This window comes from Exiguobacterium sp. SL-9, from assembly GCF_004336985.1.
GTDB lineage: Bacteria > Bacillota > Bacilli > Exiguobacteriales > Exiguobacteriaceae > Exiguobacterium.
The window spans coordinates 347,893-371,052 of the sequence record NZ_SJUO01000003.1; the positions used below are offsets into that span (position 1 = coordinate 347,893).

At 51.6% G+C, this 23,160-nt stretch carries 29 protein-coding genes; 16 read left to right on the forward strand and 13 right to left on the reverse strand.

Annotated elements, in window-relative coordinates:
- Window positions 1–23 precede the first annotated feature (23 nt).
- Window positions 24–197, reverse strand: coding sequence for a hypothetical protein (locus EVJ34_RS15825; RefSeq protein ID WP_201739684.1), 174 nt, complete (start codon window positions 195–197; stop codon window positions 24–26).
- Window positions 198–488: 291 nt separating this feature from the next.
- Here EVJ34_RS15825 and EVJ34_RS10375 point away from each other — a divergent pair, with 291 nt between their 5' ends.
- The 3 genes from EVJ34_RS10375 to tyrS all read left to right on the forward strand — a co-directional run bounded on the left by EVJ34_RS10375 (window position 489) and on the right by tyrS (window position 3,173).
- Window positions 489–1,325, forward strand: coding sequence for a Cof-type HAD-IIB family hydrolase (locus EVJ34_RS10375; RefSeq protein WP_201739938.1), 837 nt, complete (start codon window positions 489–491; stop codon window positions 1,323–1,325).
- Between the two features lie 104 nt (window positions 1,326–1,429).
- Window positions 1,430–1,939 carry a MarR family winged helix-turn-helix transcriptional regulator gene (locus EVJ34_RS10380; protein ID WP_161568908.1) on the forward strand — a complete coding sequence of 170 codons (510 nt, stop codon included), beginning with the start codon at window positions 1,430–1,432 and terminating at the stop codon, window positions 1,937–1,939.
- On the forward strand, window positions 1,923–3,173 hold the full coding sequence (gene tyrS, locus EVJ34_RS10385; RefSeq protein ID WP_131436309.1) for a tyrosine--tRNA ligase: 1,251 nt from the start codon (window positions 1,923–1,925) through the stop codon (window positions 3,171–3,173). Before EVJ34_RS10380 ends, tyrS begins: the two co-directional genes overlap by 17 nt.
- A gap of 33 nt (window positions 3,174–3,206) precedes the next feature.
- On the opposite strand, the gene EVJ34_RS10390 is transcribed toward tyrS, so the two are convergent.
- A complete protein-coding gene (locus EVJ34_RS10390; RefSeq protein WP_131436307.1) occupies window positions 3,207–3,638 on the reverse strand; it encodes an Rrf2 family transcriptional regulator in 432 nt (143 codons plus the stop codon).
- Between the two features lie 147 nt (window positions 3,639–3,785).
- On the opposite strand from EVJ34_RS10390, the gene EVJ34_RS10395 reads away from it, so the two are divergent.
- Together EVJ34_RS10395 and EVJ34_RS15740 are read left to right on the forward strand one after the other, a co-directional pair.
- Window positions 3,786–4,646, forward strand: coding sequence for an SDR family oxidoreductase (locus EVJ34_RS10395; RefSeq protein WP_131436305.1), 861 nt, complete (start codon window positions 3,786–3,788; stop codon window positions 4,644–4,646).
- A 186-nt stretch (window positions 4,647–4,832) separates the two neighbouring features.
- Entirely contained in the window at window positions 4,833–5,009 is a 177-nt protein-coding gene (locus EVJ34_RS15740; protein ID WP_161566919.1) for a hypothetical protein, read from the forward strand.
- Window positions 5,010–5,045: 36 nt separating this feature from the next.
- Here the strand turns inward: EVJ34_RS15740 and EVJ34_RS10400 are convergent, their stop codons facing one another.
- Together EVJ34_RS10400 and EVJ34_RS10405 are read right to left on the reverse strand one after the other, a co-directional pair.
- Window positions 5,046–6,572: a methyl-accepting chemotaxis protein gene (locus EVJ34_RS10400; protein WP_131485554.1), complete on the reverse strand. Its 1,527-nt coding sequence runs from the start codon at window positions 6,570–6,572 to the stop codon at window positions 5,046–5,048.
- A 114-nt stretch (window positions 6,573–6,686) separates the two neighbouring features.
- Window positions 6,687–7,334 carry a TVP38/TMEM64 family protein gene (locus tag EVJ34_RS10405; protein ID WP_131485556.1) on the reverse strand — a complete coding sequence of 216 codons (648 nt, stop codon included), beginning with the start codon at window positions 7,332–7,334 and terminating at the stop codon, window positions 6,687–6,689.
- A 206-nt stretch (window positions 7,335–7,540) separates the two neighbouring features.
- Between EVJ34_RS10405 and EVJ34_RS10410 the strand changes: the two genes are divergently transcribed.
- From EVJ34_RS10410 to EVJ34_RS10425, 3 genes are all read left to right on the forward strand, one after another.
- On the forward strand, window positions 7,541–9,250 hold the full coding sequence (locus tag EVJ34_RS10410; protein ID WP_131485558.1) for a methyl-accepting chemotaxis protein: 1,710 nt from the start codon (window positions 7,541–7,543) through the stop codon (window positions 9,248–9,250).
- A gap of 579 nt (window positions 9,251–9,829) precedes the next feature.
- Window positions 9,830–11,050 (forward strand): ABC transporter permease family protein, encoded by a 1,221-nt coding sequence (locus EVJ34_RS10420; RefSeq protein WP_131436295.1) that lies wholly within the window; start codon window positions 9,830–9,832, stop codon window positions 11,048–11,050.
- Complete coding sequence (locus EVJ34_RS10425) at window positions 11,047–11,709, forward strand: ABC transporter ATP-binding protein (protein WP_131436294.1); 663 nt, start codon at window positions 11,047–11,049, stop codon at window positions 11,707–11,709. Before EVJ34_RS10420 ends, EVJ34_RS10425 begins: the two co-directional genes overlap by 4 nt.
- A gap of 50 nt (window positions 11,710–11,759) precedes the next feature.
- Here the strand turns inward: EVJ34_RS10425 and EVJ34_RS10430 are convergent, their stop codons facing one another.
- Both EVJ34_RS10430 and EVJ34_RS10435 read right to left on the reverse strand, forming a co-directional pair.
- A complete protein-coding gene (locus EVJ34_RS10430) occupies window positions 11,760–12,182 on the reverse strand; it encodes a DUF1801 domain-containing protein (RefSeq protein WP_131436292.1) in 423 nt (140 codons plus the stop codon).
- Window positions 12,182–12,538 (reverse strand): DUF2200 domain-containing protein, encoded by a 357-nt coding sequence (locus EVJ34_RS10435; RefSeq protein ID WP_021066203.1) that lies wholly within the window; start codon window positions 12,536–12,538, stop codon window positions 12,182–12,184. Before EVJ34_RS10435 ends, EVJ34_RS10430 begins: the two co-directional genes overlap by 1 nt.
- A gap of 140 nt (window positions 12,539–12,678) precedes the next feature.
- On the opposite strand from EVJ34_RS10435, the gene EVJ34_RS10440 reads away from it, so the two are divergent.
- Together EVJ34_RS10440 and paiA are read left to right on the forward strand one after the other, a co-directional pair.
- Window positions 12,679–13,131 carry a MarR family winged helix-turn-helix transcriptional regulator gene (locus EVJ34_RS10440; RefSeq protein WP_131485560.1) on the forward strand — a complete coding sequence of 151 codons (453 nt, stop codon included), beginning with the start codon at window positions 12,679–12,681 and terminating at the stop codon, window positions 13,129–13,131.
- Between the two features lie 13 nt (window positions 13,132–13,144).
- The gene (gene paiA, locus EVJ34_RS10445) at window positions 13,145–13,663 is read left to right on the forward strand and encodes a spermidine/spermine N(1)-acetyltransferase (protein ID WP_131485562.1); all 519 of its coding nucleotides are present in this window, start codon (window positions 13,145–13,147) and stop codon (window positions 13,661–13,663) included.
- On the opposite strand, the gene EVJ34_RS10450 is transcribed toward paiA, so the two are convergent.
- Both EVJ34_RS10450 and EVJ34_RS10455 read right to left on the reverse strand, forming a co-directional pair.
- Window positions 13,638–14,324, reverse strand: coding sequence for a haloacid dehalogenase type II (locus tag EVJ34_RS10450; RefSeq protein WP_131485564.1), 687 nt, complete (start codon window positions 14,322–14,324; stop codon window positions 13,638–13,640). The genes paiA and EVJ34_RS10450 overlap by 26 nt on opposite strands.
- 10 nt (window positions 14,325–14,334) lie before the next feature.
- Window positions 14,335–15,015 (reverse strand): Crp/Fnr family transcriptional regulator, encoded by a 681-nt coding sequence (locus tag EVJ34_RS10455; protein WP_131485566.1) that lies wholly within the window; start codon window positions 15,013–15,015, stop codon window positions 14,335–14,337.
- 82 nt (window positions 15,016–15,097) lie between these two features.
- On the opposite strand from EVJ34_RS10455, the gene EVJ34_RS10460 reads away from it, so the two are divergent.
- Window positions 15,098–15,322 (forward strand): glutaredoxin family protein, encoded by a 225-nt coding sequence (locus EVJ34_RS10460; protein ID WP_131436283.1) that lies wholly within the window; start codon window positions 15,098–15,100, stop codon window positions 15,320–15,322.
- Window positions 15,323–15,358: 36 nt separating this feature from the next.
- On the opposite strand, the gene EVJ34_RS10465 is transcribed toward EVJ34_RS10460, so the two are convergent.
- The 3 genes from EVJ34_RS10465 to EVJ34_RS10475 form a co-directional block, all read right to left on the reverse strand.
- The gene (locus EVJ34_RS10465) at window positions 15,359–15,679 is read right to left on the reverse strand and encodes a thioredoxin family protein (protein ID WP_131485568.1); all 321 of its coding nucleotides are present in this window, start codon (window positions 15,677–15,679) and stop codon (window positions 15,359–15,361) included.
- Window positions 15,680–15,692: 13 nt separating this feature from the next.
- Window positions 15,693–16,115, reverse strand: coding sequence for a hypothetical protein (locus tag EVJ34_RS10470; protein WP_131485570.1), 423 nt, complete (start codon window positions 16,113–16,115; stop codon window positions 15,693–15,695).
- A gap of 110 nt (window positions 16,116–16,225) precedes the next feature.
- The gene (locus EVJ34_RS10475; protein WP_131485572.1) at window positions 16,226–16,732 is read right to left on the reverse strand and encodes a peroxiredoxin family protein; all 507 of its coding nucleotides are present in this window, start codon (window positions 16,730–16,732) and stop codon (window positions 16,226–16,228) included.
- 96 nt (window positions 16,733–16,828) lie between these two features.
- Here EVJ34_RS10475 and EVJ34_RS10480 point away from each other — a divergent pair, with 96 nt between their 5' ends.
- The 5 genes from EVJ34_RS10480 (at window position 16,829) to EVJ34_RS10500 (ending at window position 21,242) form a co-directional block, all read left to right on the forward strand.
- Window positions 16,829–17,422: an FMN-binding negative transcriptional regulator gene (locus EVJ34_RS10480; RefSeq protein WP_131485574.1), complete on the forward strand. Its 594-nt coding sequence runs from the start codon at window positions 16,829–16,831 to the stop codon at window positions 17,420–17,422.
- Between the two features lie 166 nt (window positions 17,423–17,588).
- A complete protein-coding gene (locus tag EVJ34_RS10485) occupies window positions 17,589–18,626 on the forward strand; it encodes an ABC transporter substrate-binding protein (RefSeq protein WP_131485575.1) in 1,038 nt (345 codons plus the stop codon).
- A 10-nt stretch (window positions 18,627–18,636) separates the two neighbouring features.
- Window positions 18,637–19,650, forward strand: coding sequence for a FecCD family ABC transporter permease (locus EVJ34_RS10490; RefSeq protein WP_483297325.1), 1,014 nt, complete (start codon window positions 18,637–18,639; stop codon window positions 19,648–19,650).
- Window positions 19,647–20,678, forward strand: a complete 1,032-nt coding sequence (locus EVJ34_RS10495) for a FecCD family ABC transporter permease (RefSeq protein ID WP_131485577.1) — start codon at window positions 19,647–19,649, stop codon at window positions 20,676–20,678. The genes EVJ34_RS10490 and EVJ34_RS10495 overlap by 4 nt, the downstream gene beginning before the upstream one ends.
- Window positions 20,679–20,843: 165 nt before the next feature.
- The gene (locus tag EVJ34_RS10500; protein ID WP_021066236.1) at window positions 20,844–21,242 is read left to right on the forward strand and encodes a cytidine deaminase; all 399 of its coding nucleotides are present in this window, start codon (window positions 20,844–20,846) and stop codon (window positions 21,240–21,242) included.
- A gap of 41 nt (window positions 21,243–21,283) precedes the next feature.
- Here EVJ34_RS10500 and EVJ34_RS10505 read toward each other — a convergent pair whose 3' ends face one another.
- Both EVJ34_RS10505 and EVJ34_RS10510 read right to left on the reverse strand, forming a co-directional pair.
- Complete coding sequence (locus EVJ34_RS10505) at window positions 21,284–22,222, reverse strand: M23 family metallopeptidase (RefSeq protein WP_161566918.1); 939 nt, start codon at window positions 22,220–22,222, stop codon at window positions 21,284–21,286.
- A gap of 99 nt (window positions 22,223–22,321) precedes the next feature.
- Window positions 22,322–23,038, reverse strand: a complete 717-nt coding sequence (locus tag EVJ34_RS10510) for a polysaccharide deacetylase family protein (protein ID WP_131436265.1) — start codon at window positions 23,036–23,038, stop codon at window positions 22,322–22,324.
- Between the last annotated feature and the right edge of the window lie 122 nt (window positions 23,039–23,160).

The window sequence follows — 23,160 nt, forward strand, 5'->3', positions numbered from 1 at the left end:
AAAACCGAGGCGTGTGCCCCGGCTTAGCGTGCTTGCGGTATATAGTTTCTAGTACGGCGGTTTGTCGAGCGCGGTGCGACGAGGAAGAAGATTCCTAATATCACACCGACTCCAAGTCCCCACAGACTGTTGAACAACAGCATCAACACAATCCCGAAGACGAGTCCAATACTCACATCACCCATACGGTCAAACATTCGTTACCACCTTTTCTTTGTTTGCTAGACGACCGATTCATCCACATTCGAGATGTGATTCACCTGAGAGATTAGCACGTCTCCCTTTTGTTATACGTGCGTTTGTTGATTTGGTTTCGTTTTGAGGTTGAATCTGTATTTTGACAAACAAAATACGCGAGCGGTATGCTTGAAGGGAAAACGATATACACTAGGATTGTTACTGAGATGTCAGGCAAAACCTAAACTGGGCGCACGCGTTGCGTCTGGTTTAGGTTTTTCTTGTTTTTCAGGACAAAAAAGGAGGACATTATGCGACACATCATCTTTCTAGACGTTGACGGCACGCTCGTCGATGACCACGGCAACATCCCGGAATCGGCGAAAGAAGCTGTCCGACAGGCGCGACAAAACGGTCACCTCGTCTTTTTGTCGACCGGGCGCTCGAAGGCCGAGCTATTCTCGGATATTCTCGACGTCGGCTTTGACGGCATCATCGGGGCAGCCGGGGGCTACATCGAGCTCGAGGAGGAAGTGTTGTACCATCAACAAGTCTCCGTCGATGATTTGAGCCACCTCATCTCCTTCTTCACCGAACACGGCATCGACTTCTATCTCGAGTCGAACGACGGCCTGTTCGCCGGCGGCAACGCCAAGGCACGGGTGGCGACGATGATTGACGAGTTGATGGCAAACAATCCGGAGGCGAGCGCGACAATCGAGCGCGGCTTGAAGCCGTTCCATGACGCAATGATGGAAGGGATCGACCTCGTCCGTCCCGACGTGAACAAAATCTCGTTCCTCGGCTCATCCGTGCCGCTCGACGTCATCCAACAAGAGTTCGCATCTCGCTTCACCGTCATCCCGAGCACGGTCGCCGTATTCGGGGCCAACAGTGGGGAGTTGTCCATCCCGGGCGTCAATAAAGCGACGGCGATCGCGACGCTGCTCGAACATCTAGGGTTGGAGCGTTCGCAGACGTTCGCCTACGGGGACGGGTTGAACGACATCGAGATGCTCGAATACGTCGAGGTCGGTGTCGCCATGGGGAACGCCAAGCCCGAGGTCAAGCGCGTCGCGGACGACGTGACGGACGCGTGTGATCAGGACGGGCTCTTCAATAGCTTTAGAAAATATAGACTGATGTAACTGATAAAAGAGACCGTCTTCGGAGAGGGTCTCTTTTTTTGGGTTGCATTTTAGGGAGACTTCAATTAATATCGTTTCATAGCTAACGATTTAGGAGGATGAAGATGAGACACGACCTGCGAGAACCAGATTGGGACGACCGATTCAAACCTTTTGTTGATGAACTCGATCGTGATGCCATAGCGATTTTGACATCGATTGATCATTTTGCGCATACGATGAGAAGTCACTTTGAGAATCAAGTGCTCGTTCACTATCGTCTGTCTTGGACCGCCTTCGCGATTCTTTACGAACTGTTCGTGCATGGAAAGCTAGAAGTACGTGATTTAGCGGGCAAAGTTGGTATCAGTAAGGCCACGGTCAGTAATGTGTCAAAGACGCTTGAGAAGAATGGCTATTGCGGACGTGAGAGCGACAAAAAAGATCGCCGTATGACACGACTATTTTTGACCAAATCCGGTGAAGAAACAGTAGCGACACTGTACCCGAAGTTCCATGCGGAGGAACGCCGACTCGTCCGATATTTGGACACGGGCGAGAAAAAGACATTGCTTCGATTATTAAACAAAATGAACAACAAAGGAGAGAGTGGGTCGAATGAAACAGACGTTTGAAGAGATGACACTGACCGATGAGCAGTTACTGGAAGTCGAGAGGCAGATGGCTGAATACACGCAAGGGGTGGATGACATCATTCCTACCGAAGAGCTGAGGATGAAAGTAGCAAAATCGCTGATCAATAATCGTCCACTCAAGGTCAAACTCGGCCTCGATCCCTCAGCGCCCGATATTCATTTAGGACACACTGTCGTGTTAAACAAGATTCGCCAATTTCAAGAAAACGGTCATGAGATTCACTTGATTATTGGTGATTTCACTGGAAAGATTGGAGATCCGACTGGGAAATCAACGGCGCGGGTCCAACTTACGGATGAAGTGGTCAAGCAAAATGCGCAAACGTATTTTGATCAATTCGGCAAGCTGATCGATATGGACGGTGTCGTCCTGCACTATAATTCAAAATGGCTAAAAGGACTCAGCCTCGAGGATGTCATTGGACTAGCCGGTAAAATCACAGTCGCTCGTATGATGGAACGGGATGACTTCGAGGAACGGCTCGCCCTTGGTAAACCGATTTCCCTCCATGAATTCTTCTACCCTCTATTGCAAGGGTATGACTCGATTCATCTCGAGAGCGATATTGAAATCGGAGGAACCGATCAGCATTTCAATATCTTGATGGGACGACATTTCCAAGAAAAATACGGGCGAGAAAAACAAGTCGCTATCTTGATGCCGCTGTTAGAAGGGCTAGATGGGGTCGAGAAGATGTCGAAATCAAAACACAACTACATCGGGATCGATGATTCGCCCGCGGACATGTATGGAAAGACGATGTCGCTTCCGGATGAGCTCATGCCAAAGTTTTTCACGTTGGCGACGGGATTCCCACAGGAAACGATTGAGACGACGCTACGCGCACTCTCGTCAGGGAGCTTACACCCGCGAGATGCGAAAATGAAACTCGCTAAACGGTTCGTCGAGCTATACCATGGTGAAAAGGCGGCGGAACAAGCCGAACAAGGTTTCAAACAAGTGTTTCAGCTCCGCTTATTGCCAGAGGATATTGAACAACGAAAAATTCCAAACGGGGAATCTGTGACGTTACTTGAGGCAGTCATGAAATTCGATTTATTCGCTTCAAAGAGCGAAGCGAAGCGCATGATTGCTGGTGGTGGAGTACGGATCGATGGGGATAAACAGACGGATAGCGACGCGGCAATCCTACTCAAAGCGGGTATGATTCTACAGGTCGGCAAACGTAAATTCATTCAACTGAAAGACTAAAACAAGGGAAGCCCGCTTCGGGTTTCCCTTGTTTTACGTGTTCGTTTTATCAGCCATGTCGTTGACGACATCGGCGAGGGTCACGTGCTTCAACACAGACTCCATCGCTGATTGGGCGTGGATAAAGATTGGCTCGATCGTTGCTTGGATATGTTGGCCGACGGGACACGCCGGGTTCGGGTTGTCGTGGATGCTGAACAGTTCGTTCTCCTCGACGACACTGACGGCGTGATAGACGTCATAGAGCGAGATCTCGGTCAAGTCTTTCGTCAGTTTGGCTCCGGCTACGCCAGGCTTCACTTCGATCAAATCGGCTTTCTTCAACATGGCCATGATTTTTCGGATCAAAGCCGGGTTCGTGTTGACGCTGCCGGCCAAAAAGTCAGACGAGGTGACGCCATCCTTATTGACCTCGATCAACGTCAAGATATGAATGCCGACCGCGAAACGGCTACTGATGGACATAGGCTAACACCTTTCTGCACAGTCATGTAAGTGAATTGGTTACATCTTCAGTATAACAGGGAACAAACAATTGACAAACGAAGATGCTGTAACTATGATGATTACATGTAACTGATTCAATTACAGGTTAAAGGGAGGAAATGATTTATGAAATACTTAGTCACCGGTGCGACTGGAAAACTCGGTTCGAAAATTGTCGATGTGTTGCTCAAGTCGGTACCCGCAAGTGAACTCGCGGTCAGCGTCCGCAACCCTGAAAAAGCAGAAGCACTGAAAGCGAAAGGGGTCGATGTACGACACGGCGACTTCGACAAGCCGGAGACGCTCGATGAAGCGTTCAAAGGTGTCGAACGACTGCTCATCATCTCAGCGGACGGGGACAACGACACCCGCATCCGTCAACATGCGAACGCCGTCGAGGCGGCTGAACGCGCAGGCGTATCGTTCATCGCCTATACGAGTCTCGCCGACGCGACAGAGAGCCAAAACTTGATGGCACCGCCGCACGTCGAGACGGAAGGCGCAATCGAGCGCACGGGGATCCCGCACGCGTTTCTGCGCAACAACTGGTACTTAGAGAACGAACTGGGCAGCATTCAAGGCGTGCTCGCCGGCGCACCTTGGGTGACGGCGGCCCGTGACGGGAAAGTCGGTTGGGCGCTGCAGGAAGATTACGCCGAAGCGATTGCGAACGTTTTGGTGGCAGACGATTTCGAACAAGACATCTTCGAATTGTCAGGCCCGCTCCATACGCAAGCCGAACTCGTCGAGGCACTCAGTGAGGTGCTTGGCCGCGAGGTGCCCCTCCAAGAAGTGAGTAATGACGCTTACGCTGGCGTCATGCGCGGCGCCGGGGTGCCGGAAGGGGCGATTCCGATCGTCGTTGGCATTCAGGACAGCATCCGTAACGGCTCGCTCGAAGTCGAGTCGAACGATTTCGAGTTGGTGCTCGGTCGTCCGGTGACGCCGCTCAAAGAGGCGCTTCAAAAGCTCGTCTCTTCGCTATAAACGATACTGACGTCACGTTTTCGATTTTCGAGAACGTGACGTTTTTTGATGAATGCTAGCGATTTGTCGTCCCATATTTACCAATTAACTTGATTCATCTTGTATACTGACAATAAGTGGATAATTGAAGTGTACATATTGCAAGGGTCAGTAACTAAAAATATTGTCTCAAGGAGGGAAAAAGACATGAAAAACATCATGTTTCTATTGGCTGTTGTGCTCGGATTAGTTTTACTGTTCGGGTTGAGATATGAATTCCATGTGATTGGAGATCTGGGCTTTAGAGTCACAGCTGTGCTTATGTTGGTGACGGTCCTCGTCGTTCGATCGACTGCAAAAATCTCTTTCTTTAGCCATTCATAAAAACAGCCCGCGAATTCGAAATTCGCGGGCTGTTTTTTAGTTCGCTCTTGCTTCGAGCTGATCAGTCACGTCTTCTAACGTGGTCGCAGTCGAAGCGAGTCGATCGGACATGTGACTCAACTCTTTTTGAATAGCGACTTGTTCTTCGGTGGCGGCAGCCACATGTTGAATCTGTTGTTGCAGCTCACTCGCTGCATGTTTCGTCGTCGCGAGGCGCGTCTCGAGCGTCTCCATTTGAGACGTCACACGTTGACGTGTCTCTTGAATCGAACTGATTTGACCATCGATTTCGGAGACGTCTTCGGTCAAGCGATGGAAGACGGCGGTCACGTCGGCCGAGACGATTTGACAGTTCTCGGTCGCGCGCTTAAACAATTGTGCCGAATCCCGGACGACGGTCGTGTCATCCATCAGTCCGCCGAGGACGCGTGTCATTTCGGTTGCATAGTCTCGGGACTGGACGGCGAGTTTGCCGACTTCAGAGGCGACGACGGCGAAACCACGACCGGCATCACCAGCTCGCGCTGCCTCGATGGATGCGTTCAAAGCAAGCATATTCGTCTGGTCGCTAATGGTTTCAACATGTTGCAAAATGGCTTGAATCTCCGTCGACCGGTTCGACATCGTCGTGACGACATGTTCGAGCCGTTCCGATTCACTGATGATTTCACCGACTTTTGCTTCCATCCGTTGCATATCTTCGTTCCCGGCGATGGCATCGGCCGCAATCCGTGACGAAGCAGCAGCAGTTTGAGCCATCCGCTCTTGGATGAGGGCGGTGAGAGAGCGAATCGATTGAATCTCATCGGCACCGTGATTCATCGATGTCTCTTGCTCGGTCGCATGGGCGACGATCGGGTCGACCGAGACGGCAATCTGTTCTCCAGACTCGAGCGACTGGTTGGCTGCCGTCTCAAGCTCGTTTGCATGATTTTTTAGTGTCATGACGAGTTGGCTCGCATCGGTGACGGCTTGTTTTAGCAACCGGCGCGTCTCTTCTTCCTGTGCTTGAATTCGCGACGATTCGAGGTTACGGAAGTGAATTTGCGCGACGAGCACGGCACTCAGTAACACGAGATAGACGGCATGGACGAGCAACAAGCTGAACGGATAATCTGCCGTCCCGCAAATGATTTCAGGTACCAAGAAGTAGCCGGCTAAATGTTGAACCGCAAAGATGACGGTGCTGTAGACGATTAAGTCGATACGGCGCATGAACGATAGAATGGCCAAGACGACGAAAATCGAGAAGTGATATTCGACGAGCCCTTGCCCGCCGGCGACGGTCGAGATACTCGAAAACGTGAGCGTCAGCATCATCAAATACGGAAACAGATTCGGTTTTACGCGATGGCTGACGAACATAGTGATGAATAGAACAATCGGAACGACGAACAGGATCCATGTCGCGATGGGATACGCATAGTCGACGGCGCCGTTTCGGAGCACGGTGTACGTATAGGCGAAATCCGTGAAGCGGTGGAGCAGGTGAACGATGACAGACGTGAAGACAATAATAAACGTGGTGACGAGCATCAACTGATTGCGTTTCATAGAACTCATAAAGATTCCTCCTGGTGATGGGTCAATATAGCTACTAGAGTATCGTCCGATTGACACGAATGTTTACTGAATTTACACGTCGACGCAAAAAAAAAGAGAAGCGGATGCGCTTCTCTAATTCGAAGTGAGCCCGAGCCAGCGTTTGACCGGTTCGCGGAAGTAGTAGGTGACACCGAGCAATGTGACGAAGACAAGGGCGGCGATGAAGATTAACGTGACGCTACCTGAGGCGAGGCTTGCACCGAGGAAGCTGTAGGCGAGCGTCCCGGGTAGCATACCAAGGACGGTAGCGAGGATGAACGACTTGAATTTGACTTTCGCGATTCCGCCCGCGTAGCTAAGCAAATCGAAGCTGACGAGTGGGATGAGACGCAAGACGAACACATATAGGAAGCCGCGTTGCTCCATCTGCGTGAACAGCTTCTCCGACCACGGATAGTTCTCGACTTTGAGCACCGATCGGCCAAACAAACGTGCCATGACGTAACCGGTCACCGCGGCCGCTGTCGCACCAAATATAATATAGAGGACCCCGGGCCACACCCCGAATGCGAGCCCGGCCCCAAGTGACAGCACGGATGTCGGCAAGAAAATGATCGGGCCGATGGCGTAAATGAGAAAGAAGACGACGGGTCCCCACCATCCGAACGACAAGACGATGTCACGGACGTCAGACGGGCGAAGCTCATAATGGAAATGGGTGATATAGAAGATGCTCCCGAACACGGCGAGCATGAGGCTGATTTTGAGAGGGCGTGGCACGGGAATCATTCCTTTCGAGTCGATTCATCTTTTATTTATCGTATCGCATTTCACCTCTAAATCATCGTGAGCTAGCTTACAAATTAGTGCTCAATGTGTTGTCGATCCGAGAACGGCGCCGAAAATCGAAACTTAGGTCAATGCATGTGCAAATACGCTTCATTCCAACATCCTTTCCTACGATAAAGCAGATGGGAGGGATAATCATGAAAAATTTGAACATGTCCAAAAAGTTGTCGGTGCTCATCACCGTTTTTATCGCGACACTCGTCCTCGTCGCGGCGCTTAGTCACGTCTTTATAGGCAGGATAGCCGACGCAGGAGAAGCCATTTATGAAGAACGGTTGCTGCCGATTCGCGCGCTCGGTCAGATTCGGACCGATAACCGAGCACTTGATAGTCATTTGCTTGAATTGATGCTCACAACAGATGCGGCACGGAATGAAGAGTTACAGGCGAATATTAGTGAACGGCGCGACAGCATCGGGACGAATGTGGCGCTATTCAATGAGACGTTCGCCTCGACGGACGCGGAGATACAAAATCGGGTCGACGACTTGAACGCTGAAATCACAGCGTACCTCGAAGGGACCGAGCTCGTGCTTCAGCCGGCACTTCGAAATGAGAATGCGGCGGCGTACCGTGTCTATACGAACGACTTGCGACCAATTCGTCAAAATTTGGTCGAGACGGCCACGGTCGTCATGGATGAAATCAATCAAGAAGCGGAGACGGCGAGTGCGGAAATGCAAGCAGGACGTGAACAATCTGTCCTCACGTTTTGGGCACTCGTCGCCATCGGGGCGCTCGTCTCCATCGGACTCGGGGTCTACATCACGCGTCTCATCGTGCGACCGGTCCGTGAGTTGAATGGACTCATGAGCCGAGCCGGTGAAGGAGACTTGACGGTCGACAGCACGTACACGTCACGTGATGAGATCGGCTCGCTCGCGGTATCTTTCAATCAGATGAAAGATAACTTGCGTGACTTGATTGGCAATGTCACGTCGACGGCGGGACGTGTCGCGACGTCATCGGACGACTTGAAATCGAACGTCGAAGAGACGACGAAAGCGACAGAGATGGTCGCTGTCACGATGGAGGAGATTGCGTCGGGCTCGCTCCGTCAATTGACACGAGTGAAAGAGTCGAACAGCACATTGACCGAACTGACGAACGGGATTCATCACGTCTCGAATAGCGCCCAACATATGACGGAGTTGTCGGACGGTGCTCTTCAAAAAGTCGGGACCGGCAATGAATTGATTGAGACGCTCGAGTCCCAGCTCGAGGCGATGAACGAGAAAGTGAAGGCGTTGCAGACGGTCATCGGCCAACTCGACGTCCGCTCGCAAGAAATCGGCAGCATCACCGGTACCATCTCCGGTATCGCCGAACAGACGAACTTGCTCGCCTTGAATGCGGCCATCGAAGCGGCACGGGCCGGCGACCAAGGACGCGGATTCGCCGTCGTCGCCTCAGAAGTCCGTAAACTCGCTGAAGAGTCGGCCGTGGCGACGAAACGGATCTCCGGTTTGATTGGGGATACGCAGACAGAAACAAAACAAGCCGTCCAAACGATGCACATCGTCGAGAGTGAGATGGGCCATAGTGTCACGAACGTCCAACAAGCGGGCGATGCGTTCGAGGACATCAAACGGGCGATTGAAGAAGTAGGACAAAAAGTGGAGGAAGTGTCGGGCGCCGTCCAAGAGATGGCAGCCGGGGCGACCGAGATTTTGACGTCCGTGAACGAGATTCAAGGCATCACCGAGACGACCGCGACCGAAACCGAGAACACCTCGGCGGCGACAGAAGAACAAATGGCGTCGATGGAAGAAATTACGGCCTCGGCCCAAGAACTGTCGAATATGGCAGACGAGATGCGTCAAATGACAAAACGATTCAACGTGTAACGAACAGGCAGGTCGATTGTCGACCTGCCTGTTTTTGTGTTTGATGTAAATGAAGCTGGTACATTATTTCCTCCCGTTTCCTTTTATATATAAATTATGTAAAATTGGATTCGTATTCATTCTCTACGGTAAGGAGTGGCTTATGAAATACTCATTATTTAGATTCAGCGACGTGCTAGAGGCATTTGGCATCTATCTCATGTGCTTTACTTCAAATTTGTTATTGGTTTATGTACAAATTTCGAACGTAGAAGTTGCTTCTCTTTTAGAGGGTTTTATAGAAAGTATTGTAGACTATCGACTGATTATAAGTATTTCTCTTACATTTACGATGATTGTGTTTCACTATCAATTTTTGAATCGAAAGAAGACAGAAATATCCTGCCGAATCCTTGTGGGTGATACACGCGAAGGGATTATCACCCGATACATGTTGAACAGTCTAACGATACTAATGTTCAGCTTCGTAGCATCCCTTTTATTAGGCCTTTATTTAAATGTGATTGGAACGAGCAATCTTTATTTAGTCTTTATTTTTATTCTATACATACTAGTTAGTGCGGGTCAGGTGACGAACAAATGAAAATTTTACACTTTTTTATAACTAAAATCTTTTTGAAGCGATGGATTTTGGTGTTGAGTATGGTTGCCTTACTGTTCCTAGCCAACTCTCTTTCTTTCATTGCTGCACGGTCCATTATTTCAACATTTCAAGGTTATCAAGATGTCGCTGTTTTTAATCAAGAAGGCAATTTCATTGCGAATCTAGACCCCGATCATGAAGCGAAGTTTGATAAAATCGATGTCAAAGATACACAAAAGTTATACGACTATCTAAATGACAACTATACATACGCTTTTCAAGCCGATGGGTTTGGCGCTGTATTGGACAATGAGCATGACATGGAACTTTCTTTCAGTTATATCAATGAAGATGCCTATAGAATCAACCAGTATGAATTATCTGAAGGAAACGATTTATATTTTGATTATCAGGTGGACGAAAATCAAATCCCTGTTTTAGTCGGTGCCGGTCTAGCCTCGACATATCCTGTGGGATCAACGATTGAGACCATGGATCCAGTCACCCAGCGAGTGGTTAATTTAAACGTTCAAGGGGTTTTAGAGAAGAATACGCACCGGTCTAATTTCTATGCGCCCGATTCAAAAAACTATTTTAATTTTGCGATTCTCCTCCCGGTGAACGAACAATTCATTCAACGTGCGGGCCTAGACCTTCATGTGAACGGATTGATGGATCTGGTGCTACTCGATTCGACAAAAGAGGAAGCTGCGGACTTGAATGAATACGTTCAAGAAAATATAGGTCTGAAACTTAACTTTTTTAGTCAACAAGAAAACTTTGATTACTTTGAGGCCTATTATGCGAACTCGATAAAAATAATCTGTGCCATCACCTTCGTTCTGCTTGTTATCCTTGTTGGTCTAGCAACGTGGACCACGTTGACGAGTGTTCGATTGATGATCAAAGAGTTTACCATCAATTTATTAGTTGGATTAAGTTATTCCAAACTGAGAACGATTTTTTATAGTTACTTCGGAATGTTGTTTTCAGTGATTTTAGCCGTGTTGTTCATAGTCATTGCGTTCAATCGATACGGCTATTGGATTAGAAAAGACGCCGTTTTTGCAACGTACGGGCTATTTGGTTTGATCAGTATGGATTGGCTTGCTTTACTCATGGTTCTTTTAATCAATCTGATGATTGGGTTAACGATTGTTGAACTGACGCTACGAAAAATAAAAAGGATTCCAATCTCGGTGGGGGTTTTACAATGAATCGCATTATGAAGTTAAAAATTCAGAACAAAACGTTCAAACAGAAAGGTTTTTCAATCTTGAATGATTTTGAGTTGGAAATTCAACCCGGGGAAAGAGTGTCAATCATCGGAGAGTCTGGGGTCGGAAAAACGTCGCTGCTTAATATTATCGGGTTGCTCGATACACAATACGAAGGAAGCTACGAGCTGTTTGGTTCAGCGGTGAAGGAGTTGTCACGAAATAAACTGGCGGAATGGCGCAATCAAAAGATTGGATTTGTTCTTCAAGATTCCGCGCTCATTAACTCTTTGACCATCGAGGATAATATCAAATTGCCTCTCCTGTATGCCAATATCGAAAAAAATCCCAGCGCCCAAAAACACTTTGAACGAATTGTTCAGAAGATTGGGATCGAGCCCATTTTGAAAAAGAAACCACTTGAGTGTTCGGGGGGGCAACGGTCTAGAGCTGTTTTTGCGAGGGCAGTCATGATGAATCCTCAAATCATTTTATCAGATGAACCGACGGCGTCATTAGATTCAAAAAACAAAGAAAAAATCATCGATCTACTGTTTGAAATGAACAAAGAATTTAATACGACGGTGATCACCGTGACGCATGATTTAGACGTGGCCCATCGTCACGACCGCATCATCACGCTCGAAATGAAGGAATGAGATATGTTCCATGAATGACGAAAGGCAGGTCGACAATCGACCTGCCTGTTTTAGCGTGACTCGTAAGCCGCAATCCATTGATCCGGTGTCATCTTCGAGACGAGCTCGCCAATCAACACATACGGGATGTGTTTGACGTTGCCGAAACGGATACAGCTCTTGCCCATGTTCAACTTCGTCGGCACTTGTACGGCGTAGGATTCCTCGAACCAGCGGAGCAGTTCCGGGTCACTGTAGACGCCCATATGATACACGGCGACATGATTCTTTTGGGCGATGACGCTCAAGAAAGGGAGCGGGGTGCCCGGCGTGACGTGATACCCGGATGGATACGTCGACAGCGGGACGACATAATGGATGCCGTTCCCATCGGTCGTCTTCTCGAACCCGGCCGGCAAGTTCGCATCGATGACGTCAATCAAACGGATGAAGGCGTCGAGTCGTTTGTCGTCGACGAGTGTCGTATAGTCCATCAGACGTCGCCTCCTCGTAAAATTTTCGCCATCGCCTTGCCTTTGGCAAGTTCATCAACGAGTTTATCCAAGTAACGGATTTCGCGCATGAGCGGCTCCTCGACGTTCTCGACGCGGACGCCGCAAACGACTCCTTTGATCAAGGCACGGTCTTCGTTCATCTTAGGTGCCGTGGCAAAGAACGTGTCAAAATCGACCTCGGCAGCGAGTTGGCGCTCGAGCCCAGCCTCGTCATAACCGGTCAACCAGCGAATAATCGTATCGACTTCGTCTTTCGTCCGTCCTTTTCGTTCGGCTTTCGCGACATAAAGCGGATAGACGCTCGCGAAGCTCGTCGTGTAAATGCGGTGTGCCATGAAATCCCCTCGTTTCGTGGAAAGATACCTTCATTTTCTCACACAATCAAAGCTCACACCCAAATTTTTTTATTGTAAATGCAACTAAATCAACTATACTAGACGTAACGTATTGCAAATACAACAATCAGGAGGATTGTATGAGAGACCAGTTGCGTGAAATCGGGATGATTGCCCGAGCCCTCGACTCGATTAGCAACATCGAGTTCAAAGAGCTCGAGCTGACAAAAGGGCAATATTTGTATTTGGTCCGGATTTGTGAGGAGCCAGGCATCATTCAAGAGAAGCTCGCTGAACTCATCAAAGTCGACCGGACGACGGCAGCGCGGGCGATTCAAAAGTTGGAGACGAACGGACTGATCACCAAGCAGGACGACCCATATAATAAGAAAATCAAACGGCTTGTCCCGACCGAACGAGGCAAAGAGTTGTACCCAGTCATCATCCGCGAGCACGAACATTCGACGGACGTCGCACTCACCGGGCTGAGTGACCAAGAAGCCGAACAGCTGCTCCGGCTGTTGAAACGGGTCCGCCACAATATCGAAGGGGACTGGGATGCGGTGAAGAAAGGGAAGAAACGACACTACTAAAGGGGGAAGAAATATGATCACGATCAAAGCTTGCACGATGGAAGATATCGACGCGCTCCGGGACATCAGTATCGAGACGTTCACGGAGACGTTCGAAGCGGAGAACGACCCGGCGCATCTGGCGGCGTATCTCGAGCGGGCGTACAACGTAGCGCAACTCAAAGAAGAACTTTCGAATCCGGACTCACAGTTCTTCTTCGCCATACTCGACGGGGAGGTGGCCGGCTACTTGAAAGTGAACGCCAACAACGCCCAGACCGAGGCCATGGGCGAGGAGGCGTTCGAACTCGAACGGATTTATGTGCGACGCGTCTACCAAGGAAGCGGCGTCGGGAAAGCGTTGTACGACCAGGCCCTCCAGTGTGCGAACGAGCTGAACAAACATGAGATCTGGCTCGGTGTTTGGGAACACAACCATAAAGCGCTCGCCTTTTACCGAAAACATGGTTTCGTCCAGACCGGGGCGCACACGTTCTATATGGGTGACGACGCCCAAGTCGACTTGATTATGGCCAAGCCGCTTCGTCCGTGACCCATTCCAATATCCCGGACAAGTCTTCGTAGACGGCGTCAGGGGCCAGGTCGGGCATGGCGATTGGTTTGCCATCGCGGTTGATCCAAGCCGTATGGAACCCAAAGTTCTTCGCACCGGCGATGTCCCAACCGTTCGAGGACATAAACAGCACCTCGTCGCGCTTCAACCCGCTCTTCTTGAACCAATGCATGTAGGCGGCCGGTGACGGCTTGGCTTGTTTGATGCCATCGATGCTGACGAGTTCATCGAACAGGTCGGTGAACCCGGCGTTGTGGATGAGTGCCTCGAGCATCCCGTCCGTCCCGTTCGAAAGAACGACAGTCTGTTTAGCGTGCAGCTGCTTCAACACGTCTTCGACTTCTTTGTACGGAGACAGCTCCGCATACGTGGCCATCAATGCGTCCTCGGTCTCGGTCGTCCATGTCACTTCGGCCGCCGACAAGGCGTACCGGAGCGCGTCGCGCGTGACGACGGAGAAGTCCGCGTAACGGCCCATGATGTGACGGGTAAAAAAGTAGTCGAGCTGTTTCGTCCGCCACGCCTGGCTGATTTGTTCACCTTTTCCGGGAAACTGTTCGTCACACGCCGTCTTGACGGAATGCACGTCGAACAACGTCCCGTATACATCGAACACGAACGCTTGAATCGTCGGTTTCATCAAATCCCTCCTAAAGGTCGTCTAGCGCCTGCTTCACTTTGTCTGCATGAATCGATAGGCGCAGTCCCTTTTTGATATACCCTTCTTTCTTCAAGTTAGACATGATGACGCTCGTCGTCTCCCGTGTCGTCCCGACCATGGCGGCGATATCGGCATGGGTCAGTTTGATGTTGATCGTCTGCCAATCCTTTTTGCGCACGCCGTTCTTCTCGCTCAACTTCAGAAGAAGGTAGAGGATGCGGTACTTCACGTCGGTCAAGGCGATCTTTTCACTGAGCGCGTACAAGTCTTTCAGCCGTTCGGAGAGGATGTTGATCAGTTTCAAGGCGATTTTCGGGTTCTTCTCGATGAACTGTTCGAACTCGTCGACCCCGATCGTACACAAGTACGTGTCGGTCATCGCCTCGGCGTACAAATCGTCGTCGGTCAACGAGAGCGTCGCCGTCTCGCCGAAGATGTTGCCGCTCGTCAATATATCGACGGTGAACTGTTTGCCGTGCTGATTCATCCGGTAGAGCCGGACCTGTCCTTCTTTCAACAAGAACAGCGCCGGGATCGGAGCGTCCGGGGAGACGATGATCTTCCCTTTTTTGACCGGTCGCATCTGGCTCATCGCGTCGATCACTTTCAACTCTTGCATCGGCAGCTCGTCGAACAAGCTGATGTGCGAGAGCAATGTTAATTTGTCCATCGGTGGCACCTCACTTTCTAGTAATCTGTCTTACTGTCTACTTAGATTGTAAACGATACAATGAGGAAAAGGGGGACGTGCTATGCTCGAACTGTATACGATTGACGGCTGCTCCCGTTGTCACTTGGTCAAATTGCGCCTGAACGAATTGGCCATCCCGTTCATCGAGAAGAACTTGTTCGAGGAGCCCCGCTACGTCGAAGAACTGCTCAAATTGAACCAGCCACTCGTGACGCCGACGCTCGTCGACGAAGCGCGCGTCTTCACCGGAAAAGCGTTATGGGACGAGCTCGAATTGAATAAGTGAACAGGTCAAAAAGGGAGCGATCTGGCTCCCTTTTGGTCATGGTGTGACGTATGCGGCTAAAAACTCGGTGACTTCTCCTGGTGTCTTCGCGTTCGCGCTATGAAGATGTCCAATCTTTTCGCCGTTCTTATACACGAGCAGGCTCGGGATGCCCATCACTTGCTCGCGTTCAGAGAGGGCGGGCAGTTCGTCCTTATTGAGCGTATAGAGCGGCACATCACCGAGTGTCGAGGTGACGTCCGGCATGAAGGCGTCGAGCCGTCTGCAGTCCGGGCACCAGTCCGTGTAGAATTTGACGATCGTGTGTTCATCGGATGAGACGAGTTGTTCGAATTGTTGCTCTGTTGTGATGTTCATATGTGTTCCTCCATTAGCGCACGGCTACTTTCGGCGCGACTTGTTTTTCAGTGCGTAGTTTGAAGACGATGGCTAAGACGAATGAGAAGAATAGATGTGTGACGAGGTTCATCAATTGATCCGGCGCGAACGCGTTCGCGAGGTTCGTCCCCATGCCCATCATGAGCGGCATGACGACGAGCGGACCGACGATCCAAATGCCGATGCCGAACAAGACGGCGAGCGTCCAAAGGTTCGAGATGACCAAGTGCCCGAGTCCGAACGCGACCCCGAAGATGACGCTGATGATCATATGAACGATCCAACCGACGACGAGGCTCTCACTGCCGACCATGCTCGCAATCATGCCAATCATGCCCATCATCTGCATGAAGAGCCCGAACAAAATCCCGCCGATCACTCCACCAATCACGCCGTTGACCACGTACCGTTTCATCTTCCTCACTCCTTCTAGTTTGATACAATAAGCGTATATCGGATGGGGCGATATTTCTGTAACCGTCCTTACAAACCCGAAAAAAATGACGCCGGTTCGGCGCCATCTTGTCATTTGAGATTCTTTTTGATGTATTGGACGATCTTTCGGAGCTCGGTCGCCGTCGGACGGCCGAACGGGCTCGTCTGAATCTGTTGATACAACAGCCGTCCACCTTCATCGATGAGGAAGTAAGCCGGTTCTCCGTGCTCACCGTGGTCGGCATATGGAGCGTCGGTACCATGATACTGCACGCCATAGTCGAGCAACGTCTCGAGCGACTCGTCGTGAAGGACCGGGAAGCTGAGCGCGTTGTCGTCGACCATCTGTTTCAAGTCCTCAGCTTTGTCGGTCGAGATCGTCACGAGACGGATGCCTTTGTCTTGGAAGTAGCCTTGTTGGCTCTCGAGCTCTTTCAAGTCTTGGACACAGACCGGGCACCAAGCACCGCGGAAGAAGATGATGAGATGCCAGCCGTCGTGTCGTTCAATCGATTCTGCGAGTGAGAACGAGTCTCCTGACACGTCCGGCAACTGGATGTCAGGGGCCTTGTCACGTAAGTTGAATAGTGTAGCCAATGGAATTCCTCCTCTGTATATGATCGTCAGGAATCCAGCCTAACATGCCACGCATTATTTTGTTTGTAAGCTAGCTAACACGATAGGAGGAGTTCGATGTACGTCCCAAAGCTATACGCCGTAAACGATCCGAAAGAAGTCCACGCGTTTTTGAAGGCCCATCCGTTCGGCACCGTCGTCACGTATGACGGACAGAAGCCGATCGCGACGCACGTGCCGCTCCGGTTTCACGAAGAAGACGGCCGCACCTGGTTCACAACCCACATCGCCAAAAACAATCCGCAGTGGCAAACGATTGAAGACCAGACCGTGCTCCTGATCGTCCAAGGTCCGGACGCCTATGTGTCCGCATCCTGGTACGGGCACGAGGACGTATCGACGTGGAACTATCAGGCGGTGCATGCGTACGGACAGGCGACCATCTTAAACGCGACACAACTCGAGGAAGATTTGGCCGGACTGCTTCAAGACCATGAAGGGGACCGGGAGCAAGCCGTCGTCTGGGAGGAATTGTCCGAGCCAGTGCAGCGACAGAAATACGGGGTCGTAGGCTTCCGCATCGACATTTCGGAGATGCAGGCGGCGTTCAAACTGAGCCAGAATCGAAACGAGATTGATTATACACGCATCGTCTCGGAGCTCGAGCAGGAAGGATGTCCGATGGCGGATGTGATGCGGCGCAGCCGTTGAAACCCACGTCTCTCTTAATCGAGAGACGTGGGGATTTTTTGATTTTCCGCAAATATATTGAAGTTCAGATTGACAGCACTCCTGAATTCATCCTATACTCATAAATGATAATGATTATCAATGTCGGCGTCAGAACGTTGCCATAGAGAAAAAAGGGGATTAAATCATGAAAAGCTACAAGAAAATGCTACATATGTTCATCATCATGTCTGCTTTCGTGCTCGTGCTCGCAGGATGCGGCTCGAACAATGAAGATGCAGCCACGACAGATGAATCTGCTGAAACGGCAGAAGGCTATCCGATCACAATTAAACACGCGTTAGGCGAGACGGTCATCGACAAGAAGCCAGAACGCGTCGCAACGGTCGGTTGGTCGAACCAAGACGTGGCGCTCGCGCTTGACGTCGTACCAGTCGGTTTCTCGGCTGCGAACTACGGTGTCCAAGACGGCAGCGGCATGCTACCATGGACGGCTGACAAGTTGAAAGACCTCGGTGAAGAAAACCCGAACATCTATCAAGACACGGACGGCCTCGACTTCGAAGCGATTGCCGACTCACAGCCGGACGTCATTCTCGCAGCCTACTCAGGCATCACGCAAGAAGATTATGATACGTTGACAGAGATCGCACCGGTCGTCGCATACCAAGAGACGCCTTGGGTGTCATCATGGCAGGACACGGTCCTTTACGACTCAATGGCCATGGGCATGGAAGCCGAAGGCAAACAGTTGATTGAAGACACAGAGAAACTCATCGCCGACAAGGCGGCTGAAGTACCAGAGATGAAAGGCAAGAAAGCGGCGTTCATCGCGCTTAGCCCGGACGATCTGTCGAAATTCTACATCTACACGACAGGTGACCCGCGCGGTGCCTTCATCGAAGAGCTCGGTATGGAGTACCCTGAGAACATCACGAGCCAAATCAAAGATGAGAACAGCTTCTACCTCGAGCTCAGCTCAGAGAACGCTGACATCTTGAACGACGTCGACATCTTCGTTGCCTACGGGAACGAAGAGACGTTGAAAGCACTTCAAGCTGACCCGCTCTACAGCAAAGTGCCGGCCATCGAACGCGGTTCGGTCGTCATGATCGAAGACAACACGCCGCTCGCGGCTGCTGGGACACCATCACCACTCTCGATCGAATACACGATCGACGACTACGTGAAACTCGTGTCAGAAGCACTCGCGAAAGTCGAGTAATCAAATGAATATGCCGAAGAAGTTACACACGCCGAAACGGTTCGGGCTCCTCCTCGTAGGGTCGCTCGTCCTGCTCGTCGTCTGTATGCTCGCTTCGCTTGCTTTCGGCTCACGGACAGTCGGATGGGATGAACTGCTTGACGGTTTATTCCGTCCGGCTGTTCAGTCGTATGAAGCGGACATCGTCCGGCAGCGGGTCGTTCGGACGGTGTTCAGTTTCATGTGCGGGGCGGCACTCGGTGTCTCGGGCGCATTGATGCAGTCGGTGACACGTAACCCGATCGCCGACCCGAGTATTCTCGGGGTCAATACGGGGGCGGCGCTGTTCGTCGTCGTCGGGATCGCCTTCTTCAACATCTCGACTGCGAGCGACTATATTTGGTTCGCGCTCGCTGGTGCGCTTCTCACGGCCGCGTTCGTGTTCGGCATCGGTTCGCTCGGACGAGGCGGGTCGACACCAATCAAGCTCGTCTTGGCCGGTGCGGCGACGAGTGCGGCGTTGTCCTCACTCGTCATGGCCATCATGATCCCGCGCTCGAACGTCATGGACCAGTTTCGGTTCTGGCAAGTCGGTAGCGTCGGGGCCGGGACGATGGACTCGATTATGACGTTCCTGCCGTTCTTTATCGGCGGCATCGTCATCGCCATCCTGGCGGCACCGTCCCTCAATATCTTGGCGCTCGGGGAAGAACTTGCCACGGGTCTCGGTGTCCGTATCGGCACGTTGAAATTGATTGCTTCGTTCGCCGGCGTCATTTTATGCGGGGCGGCGACGGCACTGGCTGGACCGATCGGCTTTATCGGTCTCTTGGCGCCACACCTCGTCCGCTTGATCATCGGTGCGGATGAACGCTACATCATCCCGATGTCGGCACTGACGGGTGCGATTTTATTGACGTTCGCCGATGTGGTCGGGCGGCTGCTCGGCAGTCCCGGGGAACTCGAGGTCGGAATCGTCACGGCGTTCGTCGGGGCCCCAATTTTGATTGCGTTGACGATGAAAGTGAAGGTGCGTGGCCTATGAACCATCAATCGATTCAACCAATCATTCAGAACAGTCGCAAACGTCGGCAACGTACGGTCGCAGTGACGCTCGTCCTGTTCGGGTTCGCTCTCGTCTTGAGCGCGACGATGCTCATGCTCGGCAATACGATTTATCCGGTCGGAGACGTCGTCCGGGTCTTGTTCGGGGAACAAGTGCCGGGTGCGTCGTTCGCCGTCGGCACGATTCGCCTGCCGCGCATGCTCGCCGGCGTCTTCGCCGGACTCGCGTTCGGGATCGCCGGCACGGTGTTCCAGACAATGCTCCGCAACCCGCTCGCCAACCCGAACGTCATCGGTATCACGACCGGTTCGAGTGCGGCGGCGGTATTCTGTATCGTCGTCTTGCAAGCGAGCAACACGGTCGTCTCGATCGGCTCCATCATTGGAGGACTCGTGACAGTCGTCGCCATCTATTTCTTATCAAAAGGCGCCGCCTTCTCGATCGGTCGACTCGTCTTGGTCGGAATCGGGATTCAAGCGATGCTGACGGCGGTCATCAACTATCTGCTGCTCATCAGCCGACAAAACGATGTCGGCACGGCGATGCGTTGGTTGAGCGGCAGCCTGAACGGCGTCAAGATGGAGACGCTACCACCGCTCATGATCGCGGTCGCGCTCTGTCTGCCGATCATCCTCCGGCTCAGCCGGCAGCTCCAGATTTTAGAGCTCGGGGAGATGACGGCGACGTCGCTCGGCGTCAAGACGAACCAGACGCGGGTGCTCTTGCTCGTCGCGTCCGTACTCATGCTGGCGCTTGCGACGGCGACGACCGGACCGATTGCGTTCGTGGCATTCCTCGCCGGGCCGATCGCGAAGCGACTCGTCGGGGACGGGCGTTCGACGATTATTCCGGCGGCACTCGTCGGTGTCATCTTGGTGCTCGCAGCCGATCTCATCGGTCAGTTCGCCTTCACGGCCCGCTACCCGGTCGGTGTCATCACCGGTATGGTCGGGGCGCCGTATTTGATTTATCTCTTGATCCGGATGAACCGGAGAGGGGAGTTATAAGCAAAAGGAGCCGTGTCTGGTGGGACACGGCTCCTTTTGTTGAAAGCGTCAACAAAATTTCATTGACTTCTCTGTCGCTTGAGGTGTATGCTAAAAATCCTGCCCAAAAAAGAGAGGCCGGGAACTGGCATCAGTTCATTATGAGTCAGAGAGGAACATGATCCCATGAACCAACAACAATTAGTCGAGCGTGCCCGCCAAGTGAAAGAGAACGCCTACTCCCCATATTCGAACTTCCGTGTCGGAGCGGCGCTTCTCATGAAGGACGGCACGGTCATCGACGGCGTCAACGTCGAGAACGTCTCGTTCGGTGCGACGAACTGTGCCGAGCGTACGGCCATCTTCACAGCGGTCGCGCAAGGCTATAAAAAAGGTGATTTCGAAGCCGTCGCGGTGTCAGGTGACACGGTCGATTTCTTACCGCCATGCAGCATTTGCCGCCAAGTGCTCGTCGAGTTCGGCGACCCGGACTTCAAAGTATTGCTCACGAACGGCAACGCCGACGTAAAAGAAGTGACGCTTGAAGAACTCGTCCCGCTCGCGTTCACAGAGCTCGAAATGTAACCGCAATGCTCCCGTATCTATCGATGCGGGGGCATTTTTGATTACCGCCAAAAATTAAACAAGAGTCGCGGAACGGCGAGTGCGAGTTCGAATAAAAAGTCGGCGGCTAAGTCCGTGCGATTCGGTAAGTTGGACAGTTTCGGTCTGACGATGTGACCACGGACCGGCTTTTTTCTTCCTTTTAGACGAATCCGAATCGAGGTGGCGGATGCCAAATTAGGACTGTCCATCACTTGGAAGTGAAGGTGCGGTTCAGACAAATCCCCCGAGTTCCCGCAACGACCGATCAATTGGCGCGTCTTGAGACGGTCTCCGACGTTGACAGCAATCGAGCCGGCTTCGAGGTGGGCGAGGAGACTGTACTCCCCGCCAGCGTGTTCCAGGATGACGTGATTGCCGAAGGGGTGGTTCGAATCTGGGACGTCCGGTACATCATCGACAACCACGACAACCGTCCCGTCCAACGGGGTGATGACGCGTTCCCCGAACGCATAAAACGAGTGGTTCCCTGACTTTGACTTGTTATACGACCAGTTGTTGTTCACTTTTATAAAATCGTAGGCGTATCGTTGCGAGCGTTCCGGATAGTGCCTATTTTCACCAGGATGTGTGCCGCCTGATAGGACGAGCCAGTCATCCGTAAACGGGAGGTGGTATGTATGTTTCGTGAAGCGACGGTCGCCCCTCGAATCGGGTTGATGCGGTGTCATGAGTAGTTCCTCGATGAGTTCGTCCTGATTGAACGTCACGCTAAGCATGCGTTCTTTCCGGTCATCCATCCAGACGAGATGCCGGCTACCGTTCAATTTCATGTCATTGATCACACGATAGCGGCGAACGCCTTCATTGAATGAGGTGGCGAGCCGGTAGAACGTGTCGAGCGAGGTCTGCTGTTTGAATGAGTCGGTCGTCTGGCTATAAATCGAATCGAATTGACCATCGAGAAATGATTTAGGAAACGTTCGGACGTCGAGTTGCATATAGGTTCCACCTTTGCTGGTTGTTCCTATTGTATACGGCGTCAAGAACATAAAGTTTCGAGCATACAAAAAGCTGAGCCCAGATGGACTCAGCAAGTGTCATTCATTCGGTTCCCACGGATTGAAAAAGTTGTACGCGGGATGCACCCCTTCTAACGTCCGGAACTCATAGTCGCGTTCTTTCGCATAACGGATAATCGTATCGAGCGCTTGCGGTGTCATCGAGTGATCGTGTGCCAAGATGATGGAGGCGACATTCAGCTCGTAATTCGCCTCGAGCCGGTTGAACACCCGCTGCTCGATTGGAGCATTGTCTTTCTTATAGATATGGTCGAGACTGCCGACGTTCCAATCCCAAATCTCGAAACCGGCCTCGTCCATCGCTTGCCAGTGCGCGGGCGTCATCCCTGCGTCACTCCCATAGATGGTACGGGCCATATTCGTATGGATACCCGTCACTTCATAAATGAGACGTTGCACGTCCTTCATTTGACGCACGGCCGTCATCGGCGACGCATAAAACTCCTCGCGCACGTGTGTCATGCCATGTAAGGCGATGAGATGGCCTTCGGCGACGATGCGTCGGATGAGGTGCTCATTGCCCGCGATATTTTTCCCGAGGATGAAGAAAGTCGCCTTCACCCGATGCTTCTTCAAGACGTCGAGCAACGCTCCCGTCTTCCGGTTCGGTCCGTCATCGAGCGTCAAATAGATGAGACTGCGGTCGTTATAGGCTTTCGGTTTCGGGATCGCTGCCTGTGACAGGGAGCTGATCAACAAAAAGATGGACATGAGCAAAATGACGCGTTTCTTCATCCTAACAAAACTCCCTCGAGGAAAAAATCAGGTGACGTGGTATCGGTTTGAAGGTTAGAGTACCATAGATTCGATTCAGAAATGAAGCGAATAATGCCCCTGAAATTGAAAATCAGGGCAGG

Excerpts from the sequence above, each read along its gene's own strand:
- EVJ34_RS15825 (WP_201739684.1), bottom strand. The coding sequence starts at position 197 with ATGTTTGACCGTATGGGTGATGTGAGTATTGGACTCGTCTTCGGGATT.
- EVJ34_RS10470 (WP_131485570.1), bottom strand. The coding sequence starts at position 16,115 with ATGAAACGGTACGTGGTCAACGGCGTGATTGGTGGAGTGATCGGCGGG.
- paiA (WP_131485562.1), top strand. The coding sequence starts at position 13,145 with ATGATCACGATCAAAGCTTGCACGATGGAAGATATCGACGCGCTCCGG.
- EVJ34_RS10450 (WP_131485564.1), bottom strand. The coding sequence starts at position 14,324 with ATGAAACCGACGATTCAAGCGTTCGTGTTCGATGTATACGGGACGTTG.
- EVJ34_RS10500 (WP_021066236.1), top strand. The coding sequence starts at position 20,844 with ATGAACCAACAACAATTAGTCGAGCGTGCCCGCCAAGTGAAAGAGAAC.
- EVJ34_RS10485 (WP_131485575.1), top strand. The coding sequence starts at position 17,589 with ATGAAAAGCTACAAGAAAATGCTACATATGTTCATCATCATGTCTGCT.
- EVJ34_RS10430 (WP_131436292.1), bottom strand. The coding sequence starts at position 12,182 with ATGGACTATACGACACTCGTCGACGACAAACGACTCGACGCCTTCATC.
- EVJ34_RS10455 (WP_131485566.1), bottom strand. The coding sequence starts at position 15,015 with ATGGACAAATTAACATTGCTCTCGCACATCAGCTTGTTCGACGAGCTG.
- tyrS (WP_131436309.1), top strand. The coding sequence starts at position 1,923 with ATGAAACAGACGTTTGAAGAGATGACACTGACCGATGAGCAGTTACTG.
- EVJ34_RS10460 (WP_131436283.1), top strand. The coding sequence starts at position 15,098 with ATGCTCGAACTGTATACGATTGACGGCTGCTCCCGTTGTCACTTGGTC.
- EVJ34_RS10400 (WP_131485554.1), bottom strand. The coding sequence starts at position 6,572 with ATGAGTTCTATGAAACGCAATCAGTTGATGCTCGTCACCACGTTTATT.
- EVJ34_RS15740 (WP_161566919.1), top strand. The coding sequence starts at position 4,833 with ATGAAAAACATCATGTTTCTATTGGCTGTTGTGCTCGGATTAGTTTTA.
- EVJ34_RS10435 (WP_021066203.1), bottom strand. The coding sequence starts at position 12,538 with ATGGCACACCGCATTTACACGACGAGCTTCGCGAGCGTCTATCCGCTT.
- EVJ34_RS10480 (WP_131485574.1), top strand. The coding sequence starts at position 16,829 with ATGTACGTCCCAAAGCTATACGCCGTAAACGATCCGAAAGAAGTCCAC.
- EVJ34_RS10375 (WP_201739938.1), top strand. The coding sequence starts at position 489 with ATGCGACACATCATCTTTCTAGACGTTGACGGCACGCTCGTCGATGAC.
- EVJ34_RS10410 (WP_131485558.1), top strand. The coding sequence starts at position 7,541 with ATGAAAAATTTGAACATGTCCAAAAAGTTGTCGGTGCTCATCACCGTT.
- EVJ34_RS10465 (WP_131485568.1), bottom strand. The coding sequence starts at position 15,679 with ATGAACATCACAACAGAGCAACAATTCGAACAACTCGTCTCATCCGAT.
- EVJ34_RS10490 (WP_483297325.1), top strand. The coding sequence starts at position 18,637 with ATGCCGAAGAAGTTACACACGCCGAAACGGTTCGGGCTCCTCCTCGTA.
- EVJ34_RS10425 (WP_131436294.1), top strand. The coding sequence starts at position 11,047 with ATGAATCGCATTATGAAGTTAAAAATTCAGAACAAAACGTTCAAACAG.
- EVJ34_RS10505 (WP_161566918.1), bottom strand. The coding sequence starts at position 22,222 with ATGCAACTCGACGTCCGAACGTTTCCTAAATCATTTCTCGATGGTCAA.
- EVJ34_RS10380 (WP_161568908.1), top strand. The coding sequence starts at position 1,430 with ATGAGACACGACCTGCGAGAACCAGATTGGGACGACCGATTCAAACCT.
- EVJ34_RS10390 (WP_131436307.1), bottom strand. The coding sequence starts at position 3,638 with ATGTCCATCAGTAGCCGTTTCGCGGTCGGCATTCATATCTTGACGTTG.
- EVJ34_RS10440 (WP_131485560.1), top strand. The coding sequence starts at position 12,679 with ATGAGAGACCAGTTGCGTGAAATCGGGATGATTGCCCGAGCCCTCGAC.
- EVJ34_RS10495 (WP_131485577.1), top strand. The coding sequence starts at position 19,647 with ATGAACCATCAATCGATTCAACCAATCATTCAGAACAGTCGCAAACGT.
- EVJ34_RS10510 (WP_131436265.1), bottom strand. The coding sequence starts at position 23,038 with ATGAAGAAACGCGTCATTTTGCTCATGTCCATCTTTTTGTTGATCAGC.
- EVJ34_RS10420 (WP_131436295.1), top strand. The coding sequence starts at position 9,830 with ATGAAAATTTTACACTTTTTTATAACTAAAATCTTTTTGAAGCGATGG.
- EVJ34_RS10395 (WP_131436305.1), top strand. The coding sequence starts at position 3,786 with ATGAAATACTTAGTCACCGGTGCGACTGGAAAACTCGGTTCGAAAATT.